Genomic DNA, 25,148 nt, shown 5'->3' with positions numbered 1-25,148 from the left:
TATCTAAATGCTTAAAGAACCTTAATAAAAAATTAATAAAACAAAATCAAGCTATAAAAATGAAGCATAAAATAGAAATTATGTTAAAAAAGTATGCTATACTTAATTGAATGATAGCGCTTTTAACTGATTTTGGAACAGATGACCCATATGTGGGTATTGTAAAATCCGTAATTTATTCTGTTGAAAAAGATGTTGAAATAGTAGATATCACACACAACATAGAACCTTTTAACATACTAAAAGGGGCTTTTTACTTGGTCTCTTCTTACAAGTACTTTCCCAGGGAAACGGTATTTATGTGCGTAGTAGACCCAGGGGTTGGCTCCTCAAGGTTACCAATAGCCTGCAAATACAAAGATTATTTTTTTGTAGGACCTATGAACGGCATATTTGATATGGTGTTTGAAGAAAAGCCCTATTGCGTTGATATATCAAATCATCCTTATATACTAAAACCCACATCAAACACGTTTCATGGAAGAGATATCTTTGCCCCTGCATCAGCTTGGATTCACAAACTAAAATCCATAGATTTTTTAGGACCTAAGGTTAATTACCAACACAGTTTAGATATTCCAAAACCGGTATTGAAAGACAATACTATAGAAGGCTCTATCCTTTTTTACGATAGGTTTGGAAACGCCATTACAAACGTAGGTTGCACCAAGATAAAATACGCCATTATAGAAGATAAAAAAATAGAGTACTTTGAGTATTTTTCACAGGCTCCAAAAAATACCCCTGGTATTACTTGTGGAAGCTTTGGATACTTTGAGTTTTTTATAAACCAAGGTTCTTTCAAAGAATTTAGTCATGCTAAAAGCTTTAAACTCATCTTATGAAGGGTAAAGAGTTTGAAGATATGGCTTTTTCATGGCTTTTAGAAAAAGGATACAAGGTGTTAAAAAGAAATCACAGATGTAAAAGAGGCGAGATAGATATAATAGCCACAAAAGAAAACAAGCTAATAGCCTTCGAGGTAAAAGGCAACAACACAGATACATACGGACTTCCAGAAGAGCGCATAGATAGATTAAAGTTAGAACGGATAAGACTTTGCCTTACAGAATACGCCCTTTCAAACGGTATAGATTTAGATAATATCCAAATAGACGCAATATTTATTTACAAAGACCAAATACGTCATTTGGAAAACCTATGCCTTTGGTAGAACACCTTTACATACACATACCCTATTGCTCGTCAAAATGCCATTATTGTGATTTTTATTCTGTGGTAGAAAAAGAGGAGGACTCTTACTTTGATATTCTATTAGAAGAGCTTAAGCTTTATGATTTTGATTTTAATATAAAAACCGTATACTTTGGAGGTGGTACCCCTTCTATCTTTAAACCAAAACATTATAATCTTTTTTTTAAAAAGCTCAAAAACCTAATAGACCTATCAAAAGTAGAAGAAATTACAATGGAACTAAACCCAAAAGATTACGAAAAAGACGATTTTAAAGAGCTTTACGATATTGGTATAAATAGGCTTAGCTTTGGTGTGCAAAGCTTTAACGAGCATCATCTTCTTTGGCTTGGAAGGGTTCATAAAAAAGAAGATGCTATAAAAAGCATTTTATATGCAAAAGAAGCGGGTTTTGAGAATATAAATTTAGACATCATATTTGGTATGCCAGAGCAAACAAAAGAAGAATTTTTAGAAGATATAGAAACTGCAGTTTCTTTTGAACCTACTCATATTTCTTTTTACATGCTCACATACTATCCTGGTACAGCCCTTTACTCAAAAAAAGATGAACAAAAACATGAAGATGACATAGCTTTGTTTTATGAGCTTTTAAGAAAAACTTTAAAGGACTATATCCACTACGAGATATCAAACTTTGCAAAAAAAGCTTATGAGTCAAAGCACAACATGGCTTACTGGGAATACAAAAACTATCTTGGTTTAGGAGCTGGAGCTCATTCAAAGGTGGAAGCGTTTATGTTTTCAAACCCAAAAGATATAAACTTATACAAAGAAAAAGTATTAAAAAAGCACTTTAGTCTAAAAGCCATAAACGAAGAAGAACATAAGAAAAACAAGATAATGATGGGCCTTAGAACGATAAAAGGTGTAGATAGCTCTTTGATAAACATACCACATCATCTTAAAGATTTTTTTTCGGAAGAAAATGGTAGAGTTTTTATAAAACCAGAGTTTTGGCTTATATCAAACTCAATAATATCTGAGGTTATCTAAATTTTAAAGTTTTTATCTATAAGTTGGGCTAAATTTATAGCACCTAAGCTCACTCCTGGCCAGCCCTGTCCTGGGAATACAGTATCGCCAACTACGTATACACCTTTTTTAGGGGTTATAGGTCTTGGATAATTAAAAAAGTATTTGTTTATAACGGGAATCCCGCCAACAGCCCCCATATACCTCGATGTATAGCGCCTAAAAGTAAGCGGAGTACCAGATTCTACATTGTAAAGCTTTGCATTTTTAAAAATGGGTATATATTCGTAAAGCTTTTTCAAGATAAATTCTTCTACAAGCTTCTTTCTTCTTTTATATTCGTCTTTATCCACATCAAACCATGAATCTATTTCAGAATGAGTAGATATTGTTATACTCCTTTTGTTTTCTATGGAAAGAAGCGTATCCTCTTTTGCAGATATAGAAAGAAAAATAGATTTACTTTTTGTAAAAGGTATCTCTTCGTCCAAAAGTATAAAGTGATGGTATTCAAAACCCTCGTCAAATATATCATCTACCATAAAATACATGGTAAAAGTGCCCCATTTTTTAGTAAAAGTCTTCTGGCTTTTAAAAGAAAATTCCTTTATATATGGATCATCAAAAAGCTCAAACATATCAAAAATAGTTTTGTTTAATATTACGTTTTTAGCTTCAAACTCCCCAGCTGTGGTTTCCAAAACAAATTTATCCTCATAATGTTTAATTTTTTTAACGGTGGTCTTCCTAAACACATGTTTTAAGTTTTTAACAAAAACCTCACAAGCCTTGTCCATACCACCCAATACATAATAATTGTCCAGGTTTGGATAAGTAAGTCCAAGAGAAGCCACTCCAACGTTTACTTCATCAAGAAAACCTTGAGCAGTAATAAGAGTATGATATGATAAAAATCTTTCATAGTCTTTATCCAAATTATTTAGCGTATGTAAAGCATAAGTTTTTGCATTTTTAAAAAAATTAGGAGCAATTTTAACAATCTTGTCAATATTTTTAAAAGCTTTTAAGATAAGCTTAGTAGATGGCAAATTAGAGGCTTGCGGCAAAAAATCGTAAAGCATTTGCCATATTAAGTCTGATGTTGTATAAATGGTATTCCAAAATTTTTTGTTGTTTTTATCATAAAAGGCTTTTTGAATTTCCTCAAAAGCCATATCTTTATCTTGATATCTGTTGATGATTTTATCTTTGATGTAGATTTTAAGACTTGGATCTATCTTTTTAACTGGAAATTCAAGATTTAAAAGATGCTTTAATTTTGCAAGCGGCAAATTGCCATCTAATCCAACGAAAGTAGCTGCCCCTGCGTTGAAGTAATAACCTTTTCTTTTAAAAGTACCAGCACATCCACAAAGATAATCAAGTCTCTCAAAAAGAACCACATTATAACCTAAATTATTTAAAATAGAAGATACAACAGAACCACCTATACCAGCGCCTACTACAGCAAAATCAAACATTTAATATATATATAGATTCCCCCGCCAAAAGGCGGAGGATGGTATGTTAAGCTTGAACAGGTTCTTGTTTTTTCATTGGAGCAGGTGGAAGCATGGGACTAATACCGTTTTCCTTAGCCCATTCCAAAGCCATGTTGAAAGCTTCTCTTGCGGTATTTAGGTTTTTCTCTATAAGCTCCAATTTTTTCTTAAACTTTCTTTCTAGTGCTGAGTCCAAAGAAGCTGTACCACCAGAGGCTACAAACTTTTTCATAAACCTTGATTTTATACCCTCTTCTATAGCAGGCAAACCAACTATCTGAGTAGCACCAAACAAAGCACCTATCATGGCCATATTTGTAGAGAGCTCTGTGCCTGCTATATCTATAGCTATTTTGGTAGCTGGGAAGTTTAAAACTTTTACGTTTATAGAATCAAGCTTCTTATAATCCTCTGGTTTCAAAAGTTCCTCGTCGGTGTTTATTATGATGATACCGTTTCTTTTTATACCAGAGTAAAAAGGCATAGTATAAGATTTACCCATGGTAATAACGTGATGGTGAAAAACCATGATGATATCTGGATAAACCACTTCTCCTCTGTCGTATATAGGTTCTATACCTATGCGAGCATAAGATTCAGCAGGAGCCATACGTTTTTCGGCGCCAAAGAATGGATTTGAAACAGCATAGTATCCTTCGTAGTCTGCTGCGGTAGCTATAATGTGAGCTGCGGTAACGGCTCCTTGACCACCCAACGCTGGCATACGTATATTAAGACGTTTCCTTACTGGTTGTTGAATTGTCATATTAAACCTTCCTCCTTTTTCCTTTTAATCACTTCCTCTGCTTGAGGAGTCATATATTCAAAGAAAGCAAACCTTTCTTTATCACCAAGCTTCATTTCTTCTAAGCCTTCATCTGAGTTTCTTCCTATTTCAAGTATACAAGGTGTGTAAAGATGAATATATGTTGGACCTACTTCTCTAGCTACGTATATAGCTTTTTTAACAGCTTGTTCAACCCTACGAGGTGATGAGACTGTCATCCTTACCACGTAATGACAACCTGAATCTATAGCAAGTTGCCACATAGGGACTTTATCCCACTGTTTACCCTTGGGAGCCATCTTAAACACGTGGCCTTTCACCGTCAAACCGCTTTCTTGACCACCGGTATTTGCATAAACTTCGTTATCGTAGCATATGGTGGTGATTTTCTCTTGTCTGAAGAAAGATTGTAATGTACAATCTAAACCTATATCGACAGTAGCACCGTCACCCGCCAACACCACGACATCTTTTACTTTATTAGGAAATCTATACTCTAAAACCCTTTTTATACCGCTGGCAACCGCATTTTGGTTCCCAAACAAAGAGTGAACAGTATGTAAGGCTATATGAGGAAACACAAGTGATGTACACCCAGTGGAATTTACAATTATGGTATCTTCTGGATTTGGCAAAGATGCAAGTATATATCTAAAAGCATCCGACTCTGGACATCCTGCGCAAAGAGAATGCTCTTCTAATAGTTCTTTTGCATAGGGTAAATCCATTACGCCCCTTTTAGGATTACCCCAAGTGGCTTTTTCTTCAAGCTCCAGTATTTCTGGAGGCATAAATTCTCTAAGCTCTTCGTTTACTTTATATATATTAAAGGACATAGCTTACCTCCTTGCCTAAGATCTTTAAGGCATCTTTGTATATAATTTCTGGTGGCATTGTCATACCACCAGCTACCCTTGGCGTACCTATTATGGTAGCATTTGACTTTCCATAGAAAGCTGCTCTTACTTCTCTTTCTAACCATCCCACAATATTAAACTCTGGGACCATTATGTACTTTGCATTTTTTGTAGCTTCTAAAAGCTCTTGATGTGGGAATGGTCTAATGCTTTTTACTTTTACAACCTTTGCCTTTATACCTTCATCCAATAGCATTCTTGTAGCTTCCTTAGCTTGTGAAGCTGCAGTTCCGCTTGCCACAAACACAAGCTCTGCTTCAGGATCACCGTACTCTTCTATTAAACCTTTTAGATAGTGTTTAGCGTAAGGTCTAGAGCGTTCTATAGCTGCTCTTACTTCCCATTGCCAGCTTGCGTGAGTAGCGTAAGATATGTAGTTTGATTTCATAACAAACGGGTCTTTTATATATCTTCCAGGAGCTATTTCAGCATCTATTATTGGTGTTGGTGACGTATAAGGATTGTAAGGAGGAAGAGCTATATCTTCTGGTGGAATCATTATAGATTCCCTTGTGTGAGATATAAAGAAACCATCTATTGCGGTGATGATGGGTACGTGTACATCGGTTTTTTCTGCCACTACAAAACCAGCCAAAATCATATCAAAAAGCTCTTGAGCATTTTCAGCGTGCCATATCATAACACCTGTATCAAGTAAAAAGCTTATTTCTAAGTTGTCTGGTTGTATCGTAAGAGGGGCGTTCACACCTCTTGCCATCAAAACAAGCTGTATAGGCAATCTAGAACCTGCCCACATAGGAAAGTTTTCCATGGCTCTTAGGGTTCCTGGTCCAGAGGTGGTTGTTATTACTCTAGCACCAGCCATTGAGCATCCTGCTACTTCTGACATAACACCAAATTCTGACTCGCCTCTAAAGTATACACCTACATAACCTTCTACCCAGAGCTCACCAATCAAATGAGCAGCTTCTGATTGCGGTGTAATAGGATATGATACAGATGCATCCACTGAAGCTCTTTTAACGGCTTCTTTAACCGCTTCGGAGCCCGTCATAAACACCTTTTCTCTAGGTGCTTCAAAAAGCAAATAATCTGGTGAGACAATCTTTTGTCCCGATTTATTAACGCCTGAGTAAGTACCGTTGTTACCCATAACAAAAACCTCCTTTACTTACCTAACTCTTTCTTTACTTGCTTAGCTATCTCTATAAACTTTCTCACATCCTCTGGATGTTGATCTCTAACGGTTATCATAGCATCTTCATGACCCATTTTTGCACACATAGCTATTGTTAAACAATCCGTTTCAGCTCTTATGATCTTCAAAGCTATATTTGCAAAATGACAGTGAACGCCTATAAATATACATGCTTTTATATTGTTGTGCCATATTGTAAGATTTGGATGGTTTGGGTTTATCTCTACTTCGGGATTTATTTTTGGATACTTTGGTCTATAGTCAACCATAGGTATAATCTTGGCATTTAAGACTTCCGCCATTTCTCTTACAAGCTTTGCCATTTCCTTAGCTTCTTCGTTCCAAGCGTATATGATGAGGGGTCCTACAAATATAGTTGGGTTTTCCCTTGTAAGCATCTCTTTAGCAGCCTCACGCATGGCCACTTCTTCGTCTACAATCTCGTTGTACAAAAGCCCTTTACCAGGTGGTGGTGTTAATACACCTTCTACTATTGCCGTAGGGTACGGTGAGAAATGATAAGGCCCCAGTGTAGCCATTATAACCTCCGTTTAAAGTTTGAGATAATAATTTAATATAATATTAAAATTTTTTCAATGTTTTTAATTATAAGAAAGATTCTATACCAACATGAATTTTATAATTTTTATAGCTTTTTAACAAATGACCCAATCTTTTTATATTTGCTGTGTTTTTTACTTTTATTAAAAGCTTAAAACGTTTTTCCCCTTTTTCATAAAAATAACGGGGTTTTGAAACATAAAAAAAATCCTCTTCAGAAAGCTCTTTGTAAAGATCGTATATTTCTTTTCCCATTTCTATCAGTATGGCTTTTGTAAAAGGAGGATCGTTGTTGAGTTTTCTTCTTTTTAGTTCATCTTCTAAAAAAATAAATTGATCGTTCTTTAAGATAGATTCCAAAGCGTATTTATCAACGTGAGTGGTTTCTAACACAAAAAGTTCTTTTGCTTTTAAAGAAAGACTCCAAAGCTTATGATGATAAATTTCCCTAGCGCTTAATTCTGGAGCAAACAACAAGTTTTCTAAGGAAAAAGCAAACACTATATCATAAGTATCTTCTTTTTCTATAGTATCAAAAGAAAAGTTTTCCCTGTCCCCAAACATAGAAATTATGTATTCTTTATATTGTTCTAAACCAGCACCAAACGTCTTTAAAGGCCCGCCACATCTAGAGCAAACGCCCTCTTGATTTACATTTTTACATTTTGTGCATTTTATGGTATTTAGGCTTTTAAAATAAGTGGTATAAGACTCACAATAAACGCATGTATCAAGAGCGTTGCATCTTTCACAATAAGCATAGCTATAACCAGATTTGTTCACATAAAATAGTATATTTTTATCGATATGCTGTTTAATTATATCTATAGTTTCATCATCTATTAGAAAGTTTTTATCCTTTTTCTCTACTATTTTTATATGTGGCAGTTTAACGCTTATATGAATATGATTTGCTTTCTTTTCCTTGTAAAGGAAATAATCGTTTATGCTTAGTGTCAAAGAAACAAGGTATAAATTTGCACCGTAATGCTTTGCCACATAATAAGCAAGTCTTCTAAAATCTAAATAAGGCTCTTTTTTTGATTTATAAAATTCTGAGTACATATCATCTATTAGTACAACGTTTTTCAGATTATAAAAAGGAAGCACCAGTCCAAAAGGCGTAGTTACAAAAACTCTATCTTCTTTCATAGCGCTTTCATAGCAAAACCTTGCCTCTGATACTGTATTTGGGCTTTTCAAAAAAATAGCATCTTCAAAGATATCTCTAAAGTTATCAAACATATGTTTAGATGGAACCACCACAAGGGATTGGAATGGTCCTATTGTTATATCCTTAATTTTTTGTTTGTAATCTCCTGTGATTATTTCTATGTTTAGTCTCTTTGAAAAGTGTCCTTCATTAGAGGGTTTTATATCTATATCTTCAATTTTTACCAATGGCCCTACGTTGTTTTCTACCTCCAAAAAACCTTTTTTTATATAAAAATCCACTGCGTTTTTAGTATATTTTTTATAAGCTTCTTCTAAAGATAGTTTTCTTTTTTTTAAAAGCCTAAAAATACGTTTAAACGTTTTATCTGTAAAATCTTCATCATCTTTCTTTAATTTCAAGCTTTTATCGTTAACTTTAAACATTATATCTGGAATAATCTTTGCTAAAAGTGTATAAGCTGGGTAAAGATAGTATTCACCTGCATCTTTTACAGCTTCAAATACGCTTTGGTTTACTATGGGTAACTTATCTTTGTAAACAACTGTTTTTTCTGATTTTACAGCTTTTGCATCATAACCCCAAAGGATACCGCCTTTTATGGAACCATCAAGTCCAATGTAAAAAATACGCGTGCCTGCTGGTGGCACGTCTTCATCATCTGTGTAAACTTCTTGTAGAGCCCTAGACTCGGTGGCTAGTTTTAATATCAAACGTTTTTAAGATACTCTATCACTATCTTATCAAGATTAACAGCCTTTTCTATGTTTCCAGTATGGGCAAAAGCTATAGGTCCAAGTATAGTAGCCCCTGGAAATAGATTACTTTCCACAGATTCTATCTCTATACTAAAAGCAGATACATCAAAAGGCACTTCTTCTATCCTATTTTTTAGATAGCCCTTTCCATGAGCCACTATGGCCGTATCTTGAGCAAATATGCTTATACATACGTTTGGGTTTGTGATTATATTTTGAGCGGTTCTTGATTTTGTGCTAAGAGCTATGTTTATTTTACTTTCAGAAACAGGGTATACCCAGCTTATCAAAGCGCTGTAGGGTTTTAAATCGTTGGTAACCGTGCTAATCACCACGGGAAACACATAAAGATCTCTCATCAAATCTATAAGTTCTCTATTTAGCATAGACCTCTCCTTAGTTAAATTTTAATACGCCTCTTAATACTATTTTACCAGATCTTAGATCATCGAGCGCTTTGTTTACATCTTCAAACTTGTACTCTTGAATGATGGGTTTTATGTTGTTAAAAGCCGAAAACTCAAGCATCTCTCTTAAAAGCTTTCTTCCACCTATAGCAGAGCCAGTTATCACGATACGTTTTGTTATGAGATCAAAGGGATTTACATATATTGGTTCTTGGGCAGCGCCTACCACTGACAATCTACCCTTTATAAGCACCTCATCGGGGCCTATCTCTGGTATTGGTATATCTTCTATCACCAAAGGCTTTTTAAATTCTTTACAGATGGCTGCTTTCATAAGCTAAAAATTATAAAATATTTTATTTTTTGCAAGTATATTACATCATCATGTCAGAAAACAAATTTTCAAAAGTTTTTATGTAATAGTAAAAACTAAATAGGAGGTTTTTATGAAAAAGCTGATGCTTTTAAAGCGTGGCATACTTGTAACAGGAGTCTTGAGCGCATGTGCGCTGTCTCAAGCCCTACCGTTGTTTAACGTCAGTATAGACGCTGGCGGTGTAGAACAAGACCCTTCTGGTATCGTGTCTTATCAAGCACAAGGGTCTAATGACTATATAGACCTCAAAAGCGATGCTCATTTTTCACAAAGGACACGTCCTTATGTAGGTGTAAGAATAACCAACAACTTACCAATTCTTCCAAACCTAAAGCTTGATTACATGCCTATGAGCTTTAGTGGCTACGGTACGCTAAGTAGACCAATTACATTCGGTGGTGCAACTTACAAAGCAAAAGCAAACTTCAACCTATATGCAAAGATGGATAGATTTGATGTAGAAGCTTACTATCATCTTCCATTTATCAGTACAGCCACAAAAGATATGCTAAAAGTAAGACTTGGTCTAAACGTAAGGGTAGTAGATTTTAGCGAAACTTTTACAGGTAACAATGCAACTATTAATGGTCAATCTGTTGGTGGATATTATACAGAAAGCAAATCCCTTACAGTACCAGTACCTATGGGGCATGTAGGTGTTACGTTTTCACCTATAAAACAAGTATCTTTGGTAGGAGACCTAAACTATGTATCTTACGGAAGCAACGATTACTACAACTACAATGCTGGTTTAAGGCTGTCACCAGTGGGACTTTTTAAAAGTGCGATAGTACCATTTATCCAAGTAGGTTATAGATATGAAAAGCTAAAAATAGATCAAAGCAGTGTATATGCAGATGTTAAAGTAAAAGGTCCATACGCTTTGATAGGTGTAGAGTTTTAATTAATTTATAGCCCCGTTTTGGGGCTTTTAAAAAATTAAGAATTGATTCTTTTTACCTTAGCGCCTATTTTTTCTAATTTTTGTTCTATATGATCGTATCCTCTATCAAGATGGTATATATTCCTTATTATAGATTTGCCTTCTGCCATAAGACCAGCTATTACAAGCCCAGCAGATGCCCTAAGATCTGTAGAAAAGACTTCTGCACCCTTTAAACTTTTTACACCTTTTACATAGGCTGTTTTTGAATGTATCGTAATACAAGCTCCCATACGAGCAAGCTCTTGGGCGTGTTGAAACCTATTTTCAAAGATATTTTCTACTATGGTAGACTCCCCATCTGCTATAGAAAGTAGACTCATAAACTGAGCTTGCATATCCGTAGGAAAACCAGGGTATTCAAGGGTTTCTATATATAAAGGGTTTATTTTATCTTCTTTTGGATAAACCAAGACACTATCAGGCAACAAAATATCTATCTTAGCACCTGCTATCTCAAGCTTTTGCAATACACTTTCTATATGGTTTACGTTTAGATTTACTATGTTTATTTTTGAGCCAGTGGCAAGGGCTAAAACCATAAACGTACCCGCTTCAATTCTATCTGGTATTACTTTTATATCAAAACCCTTTAACTCTTTTTTACCTTTTATCTTGGCTGTTCTTTCTGACTCGTCTATTTCTATCAAAACACCCATCTGTCTTAGAGCATCTACTAAGTTTATCACCTCTGGTTCTAAAGCGATGTTTCTTAGTATTGATTCATCTTCTAATGTGCTTAACATACAAAACACATTTTCAGTGCCAGTTACCGTTATCATATCAAATCTAAAATCAATAGGGTTTAAGTTTTGGGCTTTTAAATTTATAAAACCTTGTTCAATCTCAATATCTACGCCTATTTTCTTGGCAGCTTTTAAATGCTGATCTATAGGCCTTGCCCCAATAGAACACCCTCCTGGCATGGACACTTTACCGCTTTTATACTTTGCTATAAGAGGGCCCATCACCAAAACAGAAGCTCTCATTTTACGCACTATGTCTTCTCTGGTTTCTTTGTTTAAAATGGGCCCTTCTATGCATAGGGTATTTTTGTCCATTGTGATTTTTTTGCCCATATCAGAAAGAAGCTCTATCATATTTTTTATATCAAGCAAATCTGGTACATTTCTTATGATGCAAGGCTCTTCTGTCAAGATGGTGGCTGCCATAAGAGGCAAAGTTGCGTTTTTTGCCCCAGAGACTTCCAAAGTCCCTTCCATATGTTTTGATTGTTCTATAACAAGGTAAGCGTCACTCATACAAGCTCTAGCTTAACAGCGGTTTCTATATGATAAGTCTGCGGAAACATATCTGCCATATATATTTCTTTTATTTTATATTTTCTTCCTAAAAGCTTCAAATCCCTTGCCAAAGAAGAAGGCTCACAGGATATATACCATATGTAATCAGGTTTTCCAAGAAGTATAAGGTCTATCTCTTCCTTTGATAAACCACTACGCGGTGGGTCTAAAACAAGAAGGTTTGCGTGTTTAGATAGGCTTTTTTTCAAAAAGATATAGCTGTTTTGGACATAAAAAGATGCATTATTTATGTTGTTTATCTTGGCTGAGTATTCGGCATCATTTATTGAGCTTTTATTTATATCAGCTATATCAACAGAGCCTACTCGTCTTGCCAAATGCAAGCCAAAAAGTCCTACACCACCATAATCATCCAATACTCTGTCAAAATAATTTTCTTTTTCTAAAAGCGTTTGTAAAAGTTTTTGAGCTACTTTTATATTTACTTGAAAAAAGCTATTTATGCTTATTCTATATTTTATTTCTAAAAGCTCAATAAAAGTAAAAGGAGTTCCTATTGAAAATATAATTTTATCTTCTTTATTATCATCCTTTATAAGCGTTATGCCAACGACGTTCTTAGGAGTAAGATGTTCTTTAAACTTTTTTAGCTTTTCCTTATCTATATAATCGTAAGAGGCAAACTTTATTATATACTCTTTTTGCGTATCCGAATAAAACACGCTTATCCAAGATGGATTAAAATGCTTGGCAAACTCTTTTAAAAAGGGTATAAGATCGTTTATAGCTTTTGAAGAAATAGGGCAGTGCTCTATATTTACAAAATCTTCATCAACACCAACAAAACCAATCTCTTTATCACTAACCTTAAACTTAACACGGTTTCTATAATAAAAAGGTTCATCGTAGATAATGCCGTTTAAATTCTCTATCTCTATGTTACCTATCTTTTTTAACGTCTCTTTTAGAATGTTTGATTTTTGATTTAGCTGTTCGGTATAATCAATATGTTGAAAATGACATCCACCGCATCTTCCAAAGTAAGGACAAATGGGCTCTATCCTATGGGGACTTGGTTCTAAAACAGTCTCTAATTTAGCCATAGAATAATCTTTTCTGTTTATAATATCTTTTATCTTAACTTTTTCATTTGGTAAAGTAAAAGGCACAAAATATACCCTGTTTTGAAATCTTCCTATTCCGTAGCCGTTGTGAACAAGTTTTTCAATTTCTACTATCATCAGGAAAGCTTCTTTAGCTTATCAAAATCTTCTTTTGACATCACATCTATATGTTTACCCAGTATTTTATAAGCTAGCTTTGTGTTTATACCTCTTTTCCCTATGGCTAAAGAAACTTGATCTTTGTCAACAGCCACCTCTATTTGATTGCCTGATTCCCTTATATCAAGGATTTTAGCTGGAAAAAACAAATTTTCTAAAAACTTCTTTTTATCCTCAGAGTATCTTACAACATCTATATGCTCTCCAGCAAGCTCTTTAGATATGGGGTTTATTTTTGAACCTTTTATGCCTATAACCACACCTACTGGGTCAATCTTTTTATCTTCTGTATCAACCACAACCTTAGCCTTTTCACCTGGTTCCCTTGCAACAGAAACTATTTTCACAAGCCCACTTGCTACTTCTGGTATCTCAGCTTCTAAAAGCCTTCTTAAAAACTTAGGGTGTGTTCTGGAAAGCAACAAAACTGGTCTACCTCTTTCTTTTTGCACTGAAAAAAGAAGCGCTTTCACTCTATCGTTTTTTTTGAAACTTTCTTTTGGGATTTGTTCTTTCCTTGGAAGCTCAGCATCTATAGGGCCTAAATCCACAATAGCGGTCTGGTCTTTGGTTATTTCTCTTACTATACCATGTACAATATTGCCCTCCTGAGAAACGTATTCTAAAAACCCACGCTCTCTTTCAGCATTTTCCAATTCTTTCAAAAACTCTTCTTTAGCGGCATAAGCTGCTATACGGTTCAAATCCTCAGTGGATATATCAAGTTTAGTTTTTTCTTTTCCAGAAATTATATAAGCTGTTATAGTATCATCATCTGCAAAATCTATATAAATTTTTCCCCTTATATGTTTTTCTTTTCTAATGCCGTAGGCTATAGCGTTTTTTAAAGCATTTTCCACTATTTTAGCCGGTATATCTTTTTCTTTTGCGACGTTTTCTATTAGTTTCTTTATATTCTTTACCATTTTTCCACATCCAACCTTGCTTTTGCTATTTTATCAAAAGGTATTTTTAACGTTTTATCTAAAAGCCTCAACACCAACGTATCATCTTCTACACTATCTATATAACCAGCGTACTCTTGTTTGTTATCTATTTTTTCCTTCAAATAGAGTCTTGCATACTTACCTTTGAAAAATTCGTAATGCCATTTTTCTTTTAATTCTCTAGTAAGACCCGGTGAACTCACTTCAAGAAAATAACTATTTGGTATCACATCTTCTACATCCAAAAGAGCGCTTACTCGCTTTGAAAGTTCTTCACAATCGTCTATTGTTACCCCTCCTTCTTTGTCTATTATTATCCTCAGTACCCAACCGTTTTCTGGTTTAAATTCAACATCAAACAGTCTAAATCCAAGGTTATCAGATATAGGTTTAACCAAATCTTTAACAGTATTAGCTATTTTTTTCGCATCTAGCATAGTGTTATTATACCATAACCAAATATAACAATATGATAAAATATAATAATGAAGCTTTATGTGGTACCCACCCCCATAGGAAATTTAGAAGATATAACCATAAGGGCGATAAATATCCTAAAATCGGTAAAATTTATAGCTTGCGAGGACACAAGGAGAATTCAGATACTTTTAAAACATTACAACATAGAAGGTAAAACGCTTTTATCGTACTATCATCCCAAAGAAGCTATACAAATAAGAAAAATCATATCCCTCATAAGAAAAGACGAAGACGTAGCGCTTGTATCAGACGCTGGTACACCCTCTATATCTGACCCTGGTTTTAAGCTTATAAATGCATGCATAAAAGAAGATATACCTGTAGAAGTACTCCCTGGACCCTGCGCACTTATTACAGCATTAGTAGGTTCTGGACTTCCAACCCATAGTTTTATGTTTTTGGGTTTTGCACCAAGAAAATCCCAAGAATCCTTTTATAAGGAAGTTTTTAGCTCTGATGCTGGGTCTTACATACTATACGAATCACCACAGCGTATATTAGATACATTGGAACTTATAAGCCACATAGAACCAAACATTACAGTAGTTATAGCAAGAGAGCTTACCAAAATACACGAAGAATACATAAGAGGCAATATAAAAGACGTAATAGAAGAGCTTAAAAAAAGAAACAACATAAAAGGTGAAATTGTCTTAGTGCTTTCAAAAGAAAATACGTTAAATAAAGAATCAAACTAGAGTTAAAAGTGAAATAATACATATAATATATTTTCATTTTGATAATGATATATAGCATTGCGCTAAAACATTTTTTTTGCTTATACTATACCAATAAAAGCAAAAAAGGAGGTCTTTATGAATTTGTTAGATATCGAAATTCCAAATCCGGGGTGTGAGCATTGTACAGATCCACTTGATTTTGATTTTACATTCGCATTTCAGCCAATAGTTGATATAGAACAAAAAAAAATATTTGCTCACGAGGCATTAGTAAGAGGTAAAGAAGGGCAAGGTGCAGGATGGGTTTTATCCCATGTAAACGAGAAAAATCGTTATAGATTTGATCAAGAGTGTAGGATAAAGGCTATAGCTTTAGCAGCAAAGCTTGGTATAAAAACTAAGTTATCTATAAACTTTATGCCAAACGCAGTTTATGTTCCCGAAGCTTGTATTCGCACCACTTTAGAAGCTGCTAACAAATTGAACTTTGATATTAGTAATATTATATTTGAAGTATTAGAAAGCGAAGAAGTAAGAGATCCAAATAAACTAAAGGATATATTTTCATATTACGAAAAACAAGGATTTAGCACCGCTATAGATGATTTTGGCTCAGGATACGCTGGGCTTACTCTACTAGCAGAGCTAGAACCGTCGTTTATAAAATTAGACATATACTTAATTCGCAATATTCATAAAGAAAAAGTGAAACAATCTATCGTAAATGGTATTATAAACACTGCAAAAGATTTGAATATAGGCATTATAGCAGAGGGCATAGAATCCGTAGAAGAAGCTTTGTGGCTAAAAGATAAAGGTATAAAACTTATGCAAGGTTATCTATTTGCCAAGCCAGCTTTTGAGCACTTATTCAATGAATCTGAGATAAATTTTCCATTTTAGCAGCTATCTTTAACCTACAACCTCAACTTCTTCCGGAGCTGTAAAGAATGCTACTGCAAGTATTATCCAACCTATAAATAGTAAAATAGCACCTAAACCAAACAAAATTATCGTGATTGCACCTATAAACATAAGAAGGCCAGCAGTGCTAAAAAGCTTATGGTTTAGAGCGTTAGCAAGCATACTGTAAGCTTTTTTATAAAAATAAGTAGCCGCTATAAAAAGTATATAAACTAATATTATGGCAATTATACCTATACCCGTACTAAAAAACACTACAATACCAACAAAACTCAACAAACCAAAGAAAAGAGCTATAATCCATCCAATTAAACCTAAAACAAAACCTATTATAAATTTGTTAAATATAGCTGGTTTTTTTAACATATTGCTAATTTGATATATGCTAACAATCAAAAGCACGCCACCAACAATCGAAAAGAGTATTCCGATTCCCGGTACGACACTTAACAATATCAAAATAGCCCCAATCCCACCCAGCATCTTTTGTGTGGATATATTCACCTTGTTCCCAGATGAATTGTTTTTTTCTTCCATAATTTTCCTCCTCTAATATAATTATAATATATTACATATTTTCTATCCTAGAGGAGTTGTAGACCACGCTAACGCTACTTATTATCATAAAAACTGCTGACCATATGGGTTGTATGAGTCCAGCCATCGCCAAAGCAATACCAAAGGTGTTGTATACGCTTGCCCATATAAAATTTGTATAAATGATTTTTTTAACTTGATTAGAAAATTTTATAATCCAGGGTATAGCTTTTAAATTTTTATTAAAAAGCAAGATGCTTGCAGATATCCTTGCAACACCAGAAGCGTTTGCCACCGCTACACTTACATCGCTAATCGCCATAGCAAGCGCATCGTTTATACCATCACCTACATACATTATTTTTGCCCCTTTTGATTTTTTGTCCATTACAACTTTCTGTTTGTCTTGGGGTTTTAAAGACCAATAAACCTCGTCAAATATATTTGAAAACTCTTCCACGAAAGCCCTCTCATCCCCAGATATAAGCCCTACTTTATAACCCATGTCTTTTAACCTCTTTATAGCCTCTAAGGCATTTTCATCTATCTTTTGTTTAAAATAAAGTGTCCCTTCTAACCTACCATCCACCGCTACATATACACAAGATAAATTTTCTTCACAAGCTTTTGGTGTTATGCCTATACTTTCCATCAACTCTTTAGAACCTATATACCACTTTTTATCTTCTATAAAAGCCTCAATACCATAACCTGGTATTATCCTAACCTTCGATGGTTTTACAAAATCCCCTTGATAATGGTTTAGTAGGCTTTTAGCTATAGGATGCTTTGAGTAGTTTTCTATAGAAGCTACTTTTTTTATGAAATCCTTTTCATCACCAAACTGAGTATAACCGCTGTATTCTAAGTTTTCTAAGGTTATGGTGCCGGTTTTGTCAAAAAGCACTTCATTTATATGTCTAACGCTGTAAAGGGCTCTTAGATTTTGCAAGATTATACCACGCCTTGCCAAGGAGTTTGCCGCATTCCAAAGAGCCAACGGAGCAGCTACGTTAAAAGCACAAGGACAGGCTATCAAAAGCACCGCCAAAGAGCTCATAAGAGCTTTATCAAAACCAGACTCATAATACCAAAAGCCAAAGGTTATAGCGGATAATGTTATAATGGTGGGGACAAATATAGCAGATATCTTATCGGCTATGTTTTTTTCTGGGGCAAAAGAGAGCTTTGCAAGTTCTATATTTTCTATGATTTTGTTTATAGTGTTTGAATTAAAATCGTTTATGGCTTTTATTAAAAAACTCCCATCTATGCTAACGCTTCCCGCATAAACGCTATCTCCTTCAAACTTAGCCACCGGTTTTTGCTCACCTGTAAAAAAACTCTCTTTTACGAATCCTTCTCCTTCTACGATGATACCATCTACTGGTATGATCTCATCGGGCTTTACCTTTACAATATCCCCTATTTTTACCTCATCTATCCTGATGATCTTCTCAGTACCATTTTCTACAACTGTAGCATAGCTTGGTAAAAGATCTTTAGTCTCGCCTATACTTTTAGCAGCTCTATACCTTCCAAAAGCCTCTATAAACTTTCCAAAAGCCGACAGCGCCACTATCATAGTGGCAGTTTCATAGTAAGGTGTACCAACACCCATAAGCGTAGAATAAACAGAAATCCCGTAAGCTGAAAAAGCACCTATTGCTATAAGAAGGTCTGTGGTAATGGATTTTCTTAAAAGTGCTTTTATAGAGTTTACAAGATAATCAAAACCAATAAGAGCCATAACGGGGGTAGAGAGTAAAAGCAAGAAGTAGTTTGTGAGTTTTACTATAGGATCGTGATAATCTTTTGACACATCGCCCCCATATATGGTAAAAGAGAGCATCATTACATAACCAGCCAAGAAAAAGCTTATACCAAACTTTATAAAAAACTTCTGTACGCTTTGGGATGTCTCGTTGCCAGAAATCTTGTTTACCAGATAACATCCAGTACAGCAAAACTCTCTATCTACGCCTTTTACGTTAAAAACTATAGGATTTCCAGAGATGCTTATGCCGCACTGATAACATTTGTGAATTTCGCTCATTTTCATTGATTTTACTCTTATATATATATTTTGTCAATGCTAAAGTTTTTTGGCTTTTAGGAAAATCAAACAGGCCTAAGATGGTATAATAATTATAATGCAAGAATACGGCGCAGATGCAATAAAAGTTGTTACCGGATTAGAACACGTAAGATTACGCCCCTCAATGTATATAGGGGATATCTCCGAAAGAGGACTTCATCACCTTATATGGGAAATAGTAGATAACTCTGTTGACGAAGCGATGGCAGGCTATGCCACACACATAAGAGTGCATATACACCAAGATGATTCTGTAACGGTAGAAGATAATGGCAGAGGTATACCTGTTTACATCCATAAAGACGTAGGAAAACCAGCGGTAGAAGTGGTTTTAACAGTGCTTGGGGCTGGTGGAAAGTTTGATAAAAAAGCTTATCAATATTCAGGGGGACTTCACGGTGTAGGCGCTTCCGTTGTAAACGCACTTTCAGAATGGCTCATAGTAGAAGTTTACAGAGACGGCAAGATATACAGACAAGAGTATGAAAGAGGAGTTCCAAAAACTGAGCTTCAAATAATGGGAGATACCACAAAAAGAGGCACAAAGATTACATTTAAACCGGACGCTGAAATATTTGAAACCACAAAAATAAAGTTTGACATAGTAGAAAAAAGAATAAGGGAATTAGCTTACCTTAATAAAAACGTAACCTTTGAGATAATAGACGACAGGTTAAACAAACATCTTGTTTATAAATTTGAAAAAGGCATCATAGAGCTGGTAGAATACCTTGCAGAAGGCAAAGAACCCCTTTTCGACGACGTAATCTATATAGAATCTGGAAAAGATGGTACTTTGGTAGAAATTGCCTTTAAATATACAAAAGATTACAAAGAATCTTTAGAAAGCTTTGTAAACAACATAAAAACCATAGAAGGTGGCACTCACGTCACAGGTTTTAGAAGTGGATTGTCAAAGGTTGTATCAAAACTATCCCAAAACATAAAAATATCAAAAGAGTTAAAAGAGATGTTTACCGGTGAAGACCTAAGAGAGGGTCTTGTGGCCGTTGTATCTTGTAAAGTACCAGAGCCTCAGTTTGAAGGTCAAACCAAAACAAAGCTTGGCAACCAAGAAACAAAAAACATAGTAGAATCAATAACGGTAGAATTTTTAACAGATTATTTTGAAAAACACCAAGATATTTTAAAACTTATAGTAGAAAAAGCTATAGAAGCAGCGCTAGCAAGAGAAGCTGCTAAAAAAGCCAAAGATTTGGTAAGAAGAAAATCATTCTTAGAAGATACATCTTTACCGGGTAAACTTGCCGATTGCTCTGAAAAAGACCCATCGAAATGTGAAATTTTTATAGTAGAGGGAGAATCAGCGGGTGGTTCTGCAAAACAAGGAAGAGACAGAAGATTCCAAGCGATATTACCACTAAAGGGTAAAATACTAAATGTAGAAAAAGCAAGAATAGACAAAGCCCTTTCCAATGAAGAAATAAGAGCAATTATATCAGCATTAGGTTGTAACATAGGAGAAGATATAGATCTAAGCGCTCTTAGATATCACAAAACCATAATCATGACAGACGCTGATGTAGATGGTTCTCACATAAGGACTCTTCTTCTTACTTTTTTCTATAGATTTATGACAAAACTTATTGAAAATGGGCATGTGTATATAGCACAACCACCCCTTTACAAAGTAAAGATAGGGAAAAAAGAAACCTACATAAAGGACGATAAAGAGTTAGAAAAATTTTTACTAAACATCATAAGAACAGACTTATCTATAACAGACGCCAAATCAAACACCTACAGAGGTGATGTACTAATAAACATGTTAAATACTATAAAGGAACAGCACAACACCATAGCTCAAATACTAAACAAAAGAAACAAAGATGTAATAACATATCTTCTGTCAAATAAAATAGATGAAAGTTATCTCAAAGATGAGCAAAAAGCCAAAAAACTCTTAGAAGATATACAGTCTATGAAAAGCGTAAGCAGTGCTAAATTAAAATACGATGATTTTGATGGCTCTTACTCTATAGTTATATACGATATCTATCAAAACTTTAGCATTATAGATATAGATTTTCTTACTTCTGGTACCTACAAAAAGCTCTTTGAAGAGCATAAAGAATTTTTTAACTATCCTATAAGCCTAAAACTTGGGCATAAGGTTAAAAATATAGAAAAACCAGTAGAAGATCTTTATCAAGACATAATAAATTTTGTAAAAGATGGCATAGAGATACAGCGATACAAAGGTCTTGGTGAAATGAACCCAGAACAGCTATGGGAAACCACCATGAATCCAAACACCAGAAGGCTTTTAAGGGTATCCTTAGAAGATGCGGCAGAAGCAGATAGAATATTCTCTATACTGATGGGCGAAAACGTAGAACCAAGGCGTGAGTTTATAGAGACCTACGCCAAGGAGGTAAGAAACTTAGATGTTTAAAAGAGTAATAGCGGGCTTAGACGGCTCAAAACCATCTTTTGTGGCTTCTCATTATGGCCTTGAGCTGGGTTCTAAACTAAACATACCTGTAGTAGGAATACACGTTTTAGATAGCATGTTGACTGAAGAAAGCCTGTTGGCGGATTTAGCGGGGGTATTGGGTTTTTCTTACTATGAGGGTATAAGTGCAAAAGTAAAAGAATTCTTAGAAAAAGAATCAGAAGCGCTTTTAGATGAGTTTAGCGCCCTTGGAAGGAAGTTAAACGCCAAGGTTTCAACGCTTCAAACCTGGGGAAACCCGGCAAAAGAAATTGCTTTACAAGGTGATTTGGAAGACATTATATTTGTTGGAAAGCCTAATCACGACAAAAGTATAAAAGGTATACATATAAGCTCTGTTTCAGAGCAGGTGATAAAAAGAGCAGAATGTCCTGTGTTTGTAGCTTTTAAAGATGAGTATAAACCTATAGAAAATATAATGATTTGTCATGATGGAAAAGATGAAGATGATAAGCTGCTTGATTTTACCAAAAATTTAAACAACATATACAACGCAAAAGTATTTTTATATCATGCCGATGAATTTGGTTCTAAAAAAGAAAAGCTTGAAAAACTATCAAAAGATTACGGTTTTGAGCTTATAGTAGAAAAAGCCGTAGCAGAAGAAGGTATAGTATCAAATGCAGAAAACCTTAAAATAGATTTGGTGATAATGGGATCTCATAAGAAAAAACTAGTTCACTTTTTCATGGGAAGCACCACTACATTTGTATTTCATTACATCAAGACAAACATGCTGGTAGTAAAATAAATGCTTAATAACACCTTAATAGTGGGCCTTGGTCTTATAGGTGGGTCTTTGGCTTTTGATATTAAAAGCAAGAAACTATCAAAACACATATACGCTTTAGACAAAGACCAAAATACATTAAACACTGCAATAGAAAAAGGCGTCATAGATGGGGCGTTTAAAGAGGGTGTAAAATACGATTTTGTAATATTTTGCAATCCAATATCCACTTTAGAAAGTGTAGCTAAAAATATAAAAGAGCATATAAAAGATGCCGTTATAACGGATGTGGCTTCTGTAAAAGAATATCCAGAGAGTGTTTTAAAACCTATCTTTAAAGAACGTTATATAGGATCTCATCCAATAGCCGGTTCTCATAAAAACGGTTTTGAAAATGCATCAAAAGATCTATTTTCAAATAGACTAACAATAGTTTGCCCTACAGATATATCAAAAAAAGATCATATAGAAAAAGTAAAAACATTTTGGGAGCATATAGGAGCTAAAGTAGAGATTATGGATGCAAAAACCCACGATGAGATATTCGCAACCACATCGCATCTTCCACACCTAATAGCTTACGCTCTTACAAAGACATTACCAGAAGAGTACAAAAACTACGTAGGACAGGGCTTTTTAGACACCACCAGAATAGGTGCAAGCCAATCGGAACTTTGGACGGATATTTTTTTATACAACCAAGAAAATGTATTAAAAAGTATAGAGCTTTTCAAAAAACAATTAGACACATTAGAAAATGCTATAAAAGATAAAAACAAAGACAATCTCAAAAGTATGTTGGACGAAATATCAGAAAAAAGAAAAAATCTATAAAAATCTTTCCAAAGCCTTACCAAAAAACGCAAATACAATAAGCTTAAAAGCTCTAGACAAAAGAGCCATCGCTATAAACCTATAATAACCAAACCTTAATATTCCAGCTATCCAGTTTATCACGTAAAAAGGCTCTCCTATCAATATTGCAAAAGCACCATACCTATGAAAAAGAGCTTCGGTCTTTCTAAATTTTTTTTCAGAAATAAACCTAGATACAGCCTTATAGCCGTAGTTGTAACCTATATAATATACTATAGAAGCTCCTATAAAATCTCCCAACAGCGCACAAAATGCTACAAAATAAACGTTTAGCTTGTAAATTGTGCCAGCGGTCATAAGAGGTAGCGTAGAAAGAGGAAACACGCTAGACTCTATAAGACCTACTAAAAAAATACCCATATAACCCCATTTTAAAAGATTCATAAATTACTCCTTGTATAGATTTTCAAAGATAGATTTAAACGTTTCTTTATCGCTACAAACCACAAATACCTCTTGCACAGATGTACCGTTTTTGTATAAAAGCTTAAAACCAGAAGAGGTCTCATATTGTAAAAAAAGACCTTTAGAACCTCGTCCTTTGTTGTTTCTAAAGATCCTTCCAGGTATTACAGCTTCTACTATCTCAATCTCCAACACCGGTTTTATATACTTATCAAAACCCTCTAACGTGTGATGCTCAAGTTTTAGTTTACCTTTTCTATATTTACTCATAAAAGATGACAAGTGTTGTTGAGATATTCTATGTAAAACCTATCCTCCACAAGTCTCAATTTAGAAATACCTGTATTATCCGTATGTATGTTCCAAAGGGGTGCTCTAAAACCTGTGGTTTCCATTATAAATCCGTGTATAAATCCACCGTGAGAAACAACAACTATATGCTCATGTTTTTGAGATTTCACGATATCTATAAACTCTCTTACCCTTTTTAAAAAAGATTCTTTGGACTCTTGGGTAGGAAGAGGATTTTCCAAAGGGTCTTTAGACCAAGATATCATCATATCTCTATACTCTACAAACATCTGTATAAAGTTTTTACCCTCCAACTCTCCAAAAGATATCTCCCTTATACGAGGTTCTATGATTATTTCTTTGTTTAGGGCTTTTGATAAAAAAATAGCGGTTTTTAAAGCTCTTTTTTGAAAAGATGAGTAGATAACATCTATTTTCTTATTTTTAAAAGCCAAAGACAAAAGTTTTGCTTGTATATATCCAAGAGGGGTTAGCTCACTATCTAAGCTTCCTTGAAATATACCTTTTTCGTTGTATTCACTCTGAGCATGTCTTATAAGATATATATGTTTCATCTTTGATATATTTTAGCATAACCTTATCCAAATCTACCAGTTATATAGTCTTCTGTAAGCTTTTCTTTTGGATTTGTAAAGATGTTTTCTGTTTTATCAAACTCTATAAGCTTGCCAAGATACATAAAAGCCGTATAATCGCCTATACGAGCAGCTTGTTGCATGTTGTGAGTTACTATAACGATAGCCATCTTCTTCTTAAGCTCTATGATAAGTTCTTCTATTTTTGCCGTAGATATAGGATCAAGGGCTGATGTAGGCTCATCAAACAAAAGCACCTCTGGATTTACCGCTATAGCCCTTGCTATAACAAGACGCTGTTGTTGACCGCCAGACAAGGAAAAAGCGTTTTCATGGAGTCTATTGCCCACCTCATCCCAAAGAGCAGCCATTTTTATAGCCGCTTCAACCCTATCTTTTAACTCAGTTTTGTTGTTAATTCCCATCAGTCTAAGACCAAAAGCTACATTTTCAAATATGGACATTGGAAATGGAGTAGGCTTTTGAAAGACCATACCTATTCTACTTCTTAAGACTATCAAATCCGTAGACTTTGATAGTATGTTGGTATTGTCAAAGATTATTTCCCCTTCGTATTTTATACCTGGGTAAAGATCGTGCATACGGTTTAAGCATCTTAAAAGCGTAGTTTTACCGCACCCACTAGGACCTATAAGAGCGGTCACTCTTTTATCAGGTATTGGCATGTTTATATTCTCTAAAGCTGGTTTTAAGCTTTTCTTATAGTAAAAGTTTAGGTTTTTTATCTCAATCTTTGGACTCTCAATGGCTATTACACTACTCATA

Annotated in this window: 27 protein-coding genes; 9 read left to right on the top strand and 18 right to left on the bottom strand. The window is 34.6% G+C overall.

Annotated features, from left to right (window positions below; genetic code table 11):
- Window positions 1-110 precede the first annotated feature (110 nt).
- The 3 genes from HYD3684_RS08190 to hemW are packed head-to-tail and all read left to right on the top strand — an operon-like array spanning window position 111 to window position 2,211.
- Complete coding sequence (locus HYD3684_RS08190) at window positions 111-845, top strand: SAM-dependent chlorinase/fluorinase (RefSeq protein WP_015420183.1); 735 nt, start codon at window positions 111-113, stop codon at window positions 843-845.
- The gene (locus HYD3684_RS08185) at window positions 842-1,174 is read left to right on the top strand and encodes a YraN family protein (RefSeq protein ID WP_012514674.1); all 333 of its coding nucleotides are present in this window, start codon (window positions 842-844) and stop codon (window positions 1,172-1,174) included. Before HYD3684_RS08190 ends, HYD3684_RS08185 begins: the two co-directional genes overlap by 4 nt.
- Entirely contained in the window at window positions 1,162-2,211 is a 1,050-nt protein-coding gene (hemW, locus tag HYD3684_RS08180; RefSeq protein WP_015420182.1) for a radical SAM family heme chaperone HemW, read from the top strand. The genes HYD3684_RS08185 and hemW overlap by 13 nt, the downstream gene beginning before the upstream one ends.
- Here hemW and HYD3684_RS08175 read toward each other — a convergent pair.
- The 8 genes from HYD3684_RS08175 to HYD3684_RS08140 form a co-directional block, all read right to left on the bottom strand.
- Entirely contained in the window at window positions 2,208-3,671 is a 1,464-nt protein-coding gene (locus HYD3684_RS08175) for an NAD(P)/FAD-dependent oxidoreductase (RefSeq protein WP_015420181.1), read from the bottom strand. The genes hemW and HYD3684_RS08175 overlap by 4 nt on opposite strands.
- Window positions 3,672-3,717: 46 nt before the next feature.
- On the bottom strand, window positions 3,718-4,458 hold the full coding sequence (locus HYD3684_RS08170; protein WP_015420180.1) for a 2-oxoacid:acceptor oxidoreductase family protein: 741 nt from the start codon (window positions 4,456-4,458) through the stop codon (window positions 3,718-3,720).
- Window positions 4,455-5,315 (bottom strand): thiamine pyrophosphate-dependent enzyme, encoded by an 861-nt coding sequence (locus tag HYD3684_RS08165; protein ID WP_015420179.1) that lies wholly within the window; start codon window positions 5,313-5,315, stop codon window positions 4,455-4,457. The genes HYD3684_RS08170 and HYD3684_RS08165 overlap by 4 nt, the downstream gene beginning before the upstream one ends.
- The gene (locus HYD3684_RS08160) at window positions 5,305-6,510 is read right to left on the bottom strand and encodes a transketolase C-terminal domain-containing protein (protein ID WP_015420178.1); all 1,206 of its coding nucleotides are present in this window, start codon (window positions 6,508-6,510) and stop codon (window positions 5,305-5,307) included. The genes HYD3684_RS08165 and HYD3684_RS08160 overlap by 11 nt, the downstream gene beginning before the upstream one ends.
- A gap of 14 nt (window positions 6,511-6,524) precedes the next feature.
- Window positions 6,525-7,094 carry a carbon monoxide dehydrogenase beta subunit family protein gene (locus tag HYD3684_RS08155; RefSeq protein WP_015420177.1) on the bottom strand — a complete coding sequence of 190 codons (570 nt, stop codon included), beginning with the start codon at window positions 7,092-7,094 and terminating at the stop codon, window positions 6,525-6,527.
- Between the two features lie 67 nt (window positions 7,095-7,161).
- Window positions 7,162-9,003, bottom strand: a complete 1,842-nt coding sequence (locus HYD3684_RS08150) for a replication restart DNA helicase PriA (protein ID WP_015420176.1) — start codon at window positions 9,001-9,003, stop codon at window positions 7,162-7,164.
- Window positions 9,000-9,434, bottom strand: coding sequence for a pyridoxamine 5'-phosphate oxidase family protein (locus HYD3684_RS08145; RefSeq protein ID WP_015420175.1), 435 nt, complete (start codon window positions 9,432-9,434; stop codon window positions 9,000-9,002). The genes HYD3684_RS08150 and HYD3684_RS08145 overlap by 4 nt, the downstream gene beginning before the upstream one ends.
- A gap of 10 nt (window positions 9,435-9,444) precedes the next feature.
- Window positions 9,445-9,789, bottom strand: a complete 345-nt coding sequence (locus tag HYD3684_RS08140; protein ID WP_041112969.1) for a hypothetical protein — start codon at window positions 9,787-9,789, stop codon at window positions 9,445-9,447.
- Window positions 9,790-9,901: 112 nt separating this feature from the next.
- Between HYD3684_RS08140 and HYD3684_RS08135 the strand changes: the two genes are divergently transcribed.
- On the top strand, window positions 9,902-10,735 hold the full coding sequence (locus tag HYD3684_RS08135; RefSeq protein WP_015420174.1) for a TIGR04219 family outer membrane beta-barrel protein: 834 nt from the start codon (window positions 9,902-9,904) through the stop codon (window positions 10,733-10,735).
- A 35-nt stretch (window positions 10,736-10,770) separates the two neighbouring features.
- On the opposite strand, the gene murA is transcribed toward HYD3684_RS08135, so the two are convergent.
- From murA to HYD3684_RS08115, 4 genes are read right to left on the bottom strand one after another with little or no spacing between them, the layout of a single operon-like run.
- Complete coding sequence (gene murA / locus HYD3684_RS08130; RefSeq protein WP_015420173.1) at window positions 10,771-12,036, bottom strand: UDP-N-acetylglucosamine 1-carboxyvinyltransferase; 1,266 nt, start codon at window positions 12,034-12,036, stop codon at window positions 10,771-10,773.
- Complete coding sequence (rlmD, locus tag HYD3684_RS08125) at window positions 12,033-13,280, bottom strand: 23S rRNA (uracil(1939)-C(5))-methyltransferase RlmD (RefSeq protein ID WP_015420172.1); 1,248 nt, start codon at window positions 13,278-13,280, stop codon at window positions 12,033-12,035. The genes murA and rlmD overlap by 4 nt, the downstream gene beginning before the upstream one ends.
- A complete protein-coding gene (gene nusA / locus HYD3684_RS08120; RefSeq protein ID WP_015420171.1) occupies window positions 13,280-14,248 on the bottom strand; it encodes a transcription termination factor NusA in 969 nt (322 codons plus the stop codon). Before nusA ends, rlmD begins: the two co-directional genes overlap by 1 nt.
- On the bottom strand, window positions 14,242-14,706 hold the full coding sequence (locus HYD3684_RS08115; protein ID WP_015420170.1) for a ribosome maturation factor RimP: 465 nt from the start codon (window positions 14,704-14,706) through the stop codon (window positions 14,242-14,244). Before HYD3684_RS08115 ends, nusA begins: the two co-directional genes overlap by 7 nt.
- A 48-nt stretch (window positions 14,707-14,754) precedes the next feature.
- On the opposite strand from HYD3684_RS08115, the gene rsmI reads away from it, so the two are divergent.
- On the top strand, window positions 14,755-15,447 hold the full coding sequence (gene rsmI, locus HYD3684_RS08110) for a 16S rRNA (cytidine(1402)-2'-O)-methyltransferase (protein ID WP_015420169.1): 693 nt from the start codon (window positions 14,755-14,757) through the stop codon (window positions 15,445-15,447).
- 117 nt (window positions 15,448-15,564) lie between these two features.
- Window positions 15,565-16,332 (top strand): EAL domain-containing protein, encoded by a 768-nt coding sequence (locus HYD3684_RS08105; protein ID WP_015420168.1) that lies wholly within the window; start codon window positions 15,565-15,567, stop codon window positions 16,330-16,332.
- Window positions 16,333-16,341: 9 nt separating this feature from the next.
- Here HYD3684_RS08105 and HYD3684_RS08100 read toward each other — a convergent pair whose 3' ends face one another.
- Together HYD3684_RS08100 and HYD3684_RS08095 are read right to left on the bottom strand one after the other, a co-directional pair.
- Window positions 16,342-16,890 carry a DUF996 domain-containing protein gene (locus HYD3684_RS08100; protein ID WP_015420167.1) on the bottom strand — a complete coding sequence of 183 codons (549 nt, stop codon included), beginning with the start codon at window positions 16,888-16,890 and terminating at the stop codon, window positions 16,342-16,344.
- Between the two features lie 31 nt (window positions 16,891-16,921).
- Window positions 16,922-18,952 (bottom strand): heavy metal translocating P-type ATPase, encoded by a 2,031-nt coding sequence (locus HYD3684_RS08095; protein ID WP_015420166.1) that lies wholly within the window; start codon window positions 18,950-18,952, stop codon window positions 16,922-16,924.
- Window positions 18,953-19,043: 91 nt separating this feature from the next.
- Between HYD3684_RS08095 and gyrB the strand changes: the two genes are divergently transcribed.
- The 3 genes from gyrB to HYD3684_RS08080 are packed head-to-tail and all read left to right on the top strand — an operon-like array spanning window position 19,044 to window position 23,028.
- Window positions 19,044-21,404, top strand: coding sequence for a DNA topoisomerase (ATP-hydrolyzing) subunit B (gene gyrB, locus HYD3684_RS08090; RefSeq protein ID WP_015420165.1), 2,361 nt, complete (start codon window positions 19,044-19,046; stop codon window positions 21,402-21,404).
- A complete protein-coding gene (locus HYD3684_RS08085; protein WP_015420164.1) occupies window positions 21,397-22,215 on the top strand; it encodes a universal stress protein in 819 nt (272 codons plus the stop codon). Before gyrB ends, HYD3684_RS08085 begins: the two co-directional genes overlap by 8 nt.
- Entirely contained in the window at window positions 22,216-23,028 is an 813-nt protein-coding gene (locus HYD3684_RS08080) for a prephenate dehydrogenase (protein WP_015420163.1), read from the top strand.
- On the opposite strand, the gene HYD3684_RS08075 is transcribed toward HYD3684_RS08080, so the two are convergent.
- The 4 genes from HYD3684_RS08075 to pstB are packed head-to-tail and all read right to left on the bottom strand — an operon-like array spanning window position 23,023 to window position 25,147.
- Window positions 23,023-23,454, bottom strand: a complete 432-nt coding sequence (locus tag HYD3684_RS08075; protein ID WP_015420162.1) for a VTT domain-containing protein — start codon at window positions 23,452-23,454, stop codon at window positions 23,023-23,025. The genes HYD3684_RS08080 and HYD3684_RS08075 overlap by 6 nt on opposite strands.
- 3 nt (window positions 23,455-23,457) lie before the next feature.
- Window positions 23,458-23,745 carry a DUF2103 domain-containing protein gene (locus HYD3684_RS08070; RefSeq protein WP_012514653.1) on the bottom strand — a complete coding sequence of 96 codons (288 nt, stop codon included), beginning with the start codon at window positions 23,743-23,745 and terminating at the stop codon, window positions 23,458-23,460.
- Window positions 23,742-24,341: a histidine phosphatase family protein gene (locus HYD3684_RS08065; RefSeq protein ID WP_015420161.1), complete on the bottom strand. Its 600-nt coding sequence runs from the start codon at window positions 24,339-24,341 to the stop codon at window positions 23,742-23,744. Before HYD3684_RS08065 ends, HYD3684_RS08070 begins: the two co-directional genes overlap by 4 nt.
- A 23-nt stretch (window positions 24,342-24,364) precedes the next feature.
- Entirely contained in the window at window positions 24,365-25,147 is a 783-nt protein-coding gene (pstB, locus tag HYD3684_RS08060; RefSeq protein ID WP_015420160.1) for a phosphate ABC transporter ATP-binding protein PstB, read from the bottom strand.
- Between the last annotated feature and the right edge of the window lies 1 nt (window position 25,148).

The organism is Hydrogenobaculum sp. 3684 (genome assembly GCF_000213785.1).
In the GTDB taxonomy this organism is placed as follows: Bacteria; Aquificota; Aquificia; order Aquificales; family Aquificaceae; genus Hydrogenobaculum.
The sequence above is the reverse complement of the archived record's forward strand: the minus strand, read 5'-3'. Positions and strand labels throughout refer to the sequence as shown.

Coding starts and splice junctions, on each gene's coding strand:
- HYD3684_RS08075 (WP_015420162.1), bottom strand. CDS start 23,454: ATGAATCTTTTAAAATGGGGTTATATGGGTATTTTTTTAGTAGGTCTT.
- murA (WP_015420173.1), bottom strand. CDS start 12,036: ATGAGTGACGCTTACCTTGTTATAGAACAATCAAAACATATGGAAGGG.
- HYD3684_RS08080 (WP_015420163.1), top strand. CDS start 22,216: ATGCTTAATAACACCTTAATAGTGGGCCTTGGTCTTATAGGTGGGTCT.
- pstB (WP_015420160.1), bottom strand. CDS start 25,147: ATGAGTAGTGTAATAGCCATTGAGAGTCCAAAGATTGAGATAAAAAAC.
- HYD3684_RS08070 (WP_012514653.1), bottom strand. CDS start 23,745: ATGAGTAAATATAGAAAAGGTAAACTAAAACTTGAGCATCACACGTTA.
- HYD3684_RS08105 (WP_015420168.1), top strand. CDS start 15,565: ATGAATTTGTTAGATATCGAAATTCCAAATCCGGGGTGTGAGCATTGT.
- HYD3684_RS08135 (WP_015420174.1), top strand. CDS start 9,902: ATGAAAAAGCTGATGCTTTTAAAGCGTGGCATACTTGTAACAGGAGTC.
- rlmD (WP_015420172.1), bottom strand. CDS start 13,280: ATGATAGTAGAAATTGAAAAACTTGTTCACAACGGCTACGGAATAGGA.
- rsmI (WP_015420169.1), top strand. CDS start 14,755: ATGAAGCTTTATGTGGTACCCACCCCCATAGGAAATTTAGAAGATATA.
- nusA (WP_015420171.1), bottom strand. CDS start 14,248: ATGGTAAAGAATATAAAGAAACTAATAGAAAACGTCGCAAAAGAAAAA.
- HYD3684_RS08145 (WP_015420175.1), bottom strand. CDS start 9,434: ATGCTAAATAGAGAACTTATAGATTTGATGAGAGATCTTTATGTGTTT.
- HYD3684_RS08185 (WP_012514674.1), top strand. CDS start 842: ATGAAGGGTAAAGAGTTTGAAGATATGGCTTTTTCATGGCTTTTAGAA.
- HYD3684_RS08175 (WP_015420181.1), bottom strand. CDS start 3,671: ATGTTTGATTTTGCTGTAGTAGGCGCTGGTATAGGTGGTTCTGTTGTA.
- HYD3684_RS08170 (WP_015420180.1), bottom strand. CDS start 4,458: ATGACAATTCAACAACCAGTAAGGAAACGTCTTAATATACGTATGCCA.
- HYD3684_RS08095 (WP_015420166.1), bottom strand. CDS start 18,952: ATGAAAATGAGCGAAATTCACAAATGTTATCAGTGCGGCATAAGCATC.
- HYD3684_RS08065 (WP_015420161.1), bottom strand. CDS start 24,341: ATGAAACATATATATCTTATAAGACATGCTCAGAGTGAATACAACGAA.
- HYD3684_RS08100 (WP_015420167.1), bottom strand. CDS start 16,890: ATGGAAGAAAAAAACAATTCATCTGGGAACAAGGTGAATATATCCACA.
- HYD3684_RS08115 (WP_015420170.1), bottom strand. CDS start 14,706: ATGCTAGATGCGAAAAAAATAGCTAATACTGTTAAAGATTTGGTTAAA.
- HYD3684_RS08165 (WP_015420179.1), bottom strand. CDS start 5,315: ATGTCCTTTAATATATATAAAGTAAACGAAGAGCTTAGAGAATTTATG.
- HYD3684_RS08155 (WP_015420177.1), bottom strand. CDS start 7,094: ATGGCTACACTGGGGCCTTATCATTTCTCACCGTACCCTACGGCAATA.
- gyrB (WP_015420165.1), top strand. CDS start 19,044: ATGCAAGAATACGGCGCAGATGCAATAAAAGTTGTTACCGGATTAGAA.
- HYD3684_RS08190 (WP_015420183.1), top strand. CDS start 111: ATGATAGCGCTTTTAACTGATTTTGGAACAGATGACCCATATGTGGGT.
- hemW (WP_015420182.1), top strand. CDS start 1,162: ATGCCTTTGGTAGAACACCTTTACATACACATACCCTATTGCTCGTCA.
- HYD3684_RS08085 (WP_015420164.1), top strand. CDS start 21,397: ATGTTTAAAAGAGTAATAGCGGGCTTAGACGGCTCAAAACCATCTTTT.
- HYD3684_RS08160 (WP_015420178.1), bottom strand. CDS start 6,510: ATGGGTAACAACGGTACTTACTCAGGCGTTAATAAATCGGGACAAAAG.
- HYD3684_RS08140 (WP_041112969.1), bottom strand. CDS start 9,789: ATGAAAGCAGCCATCTGTAAAGAATTTAAAAAGCCTTTGGTGATAGAA.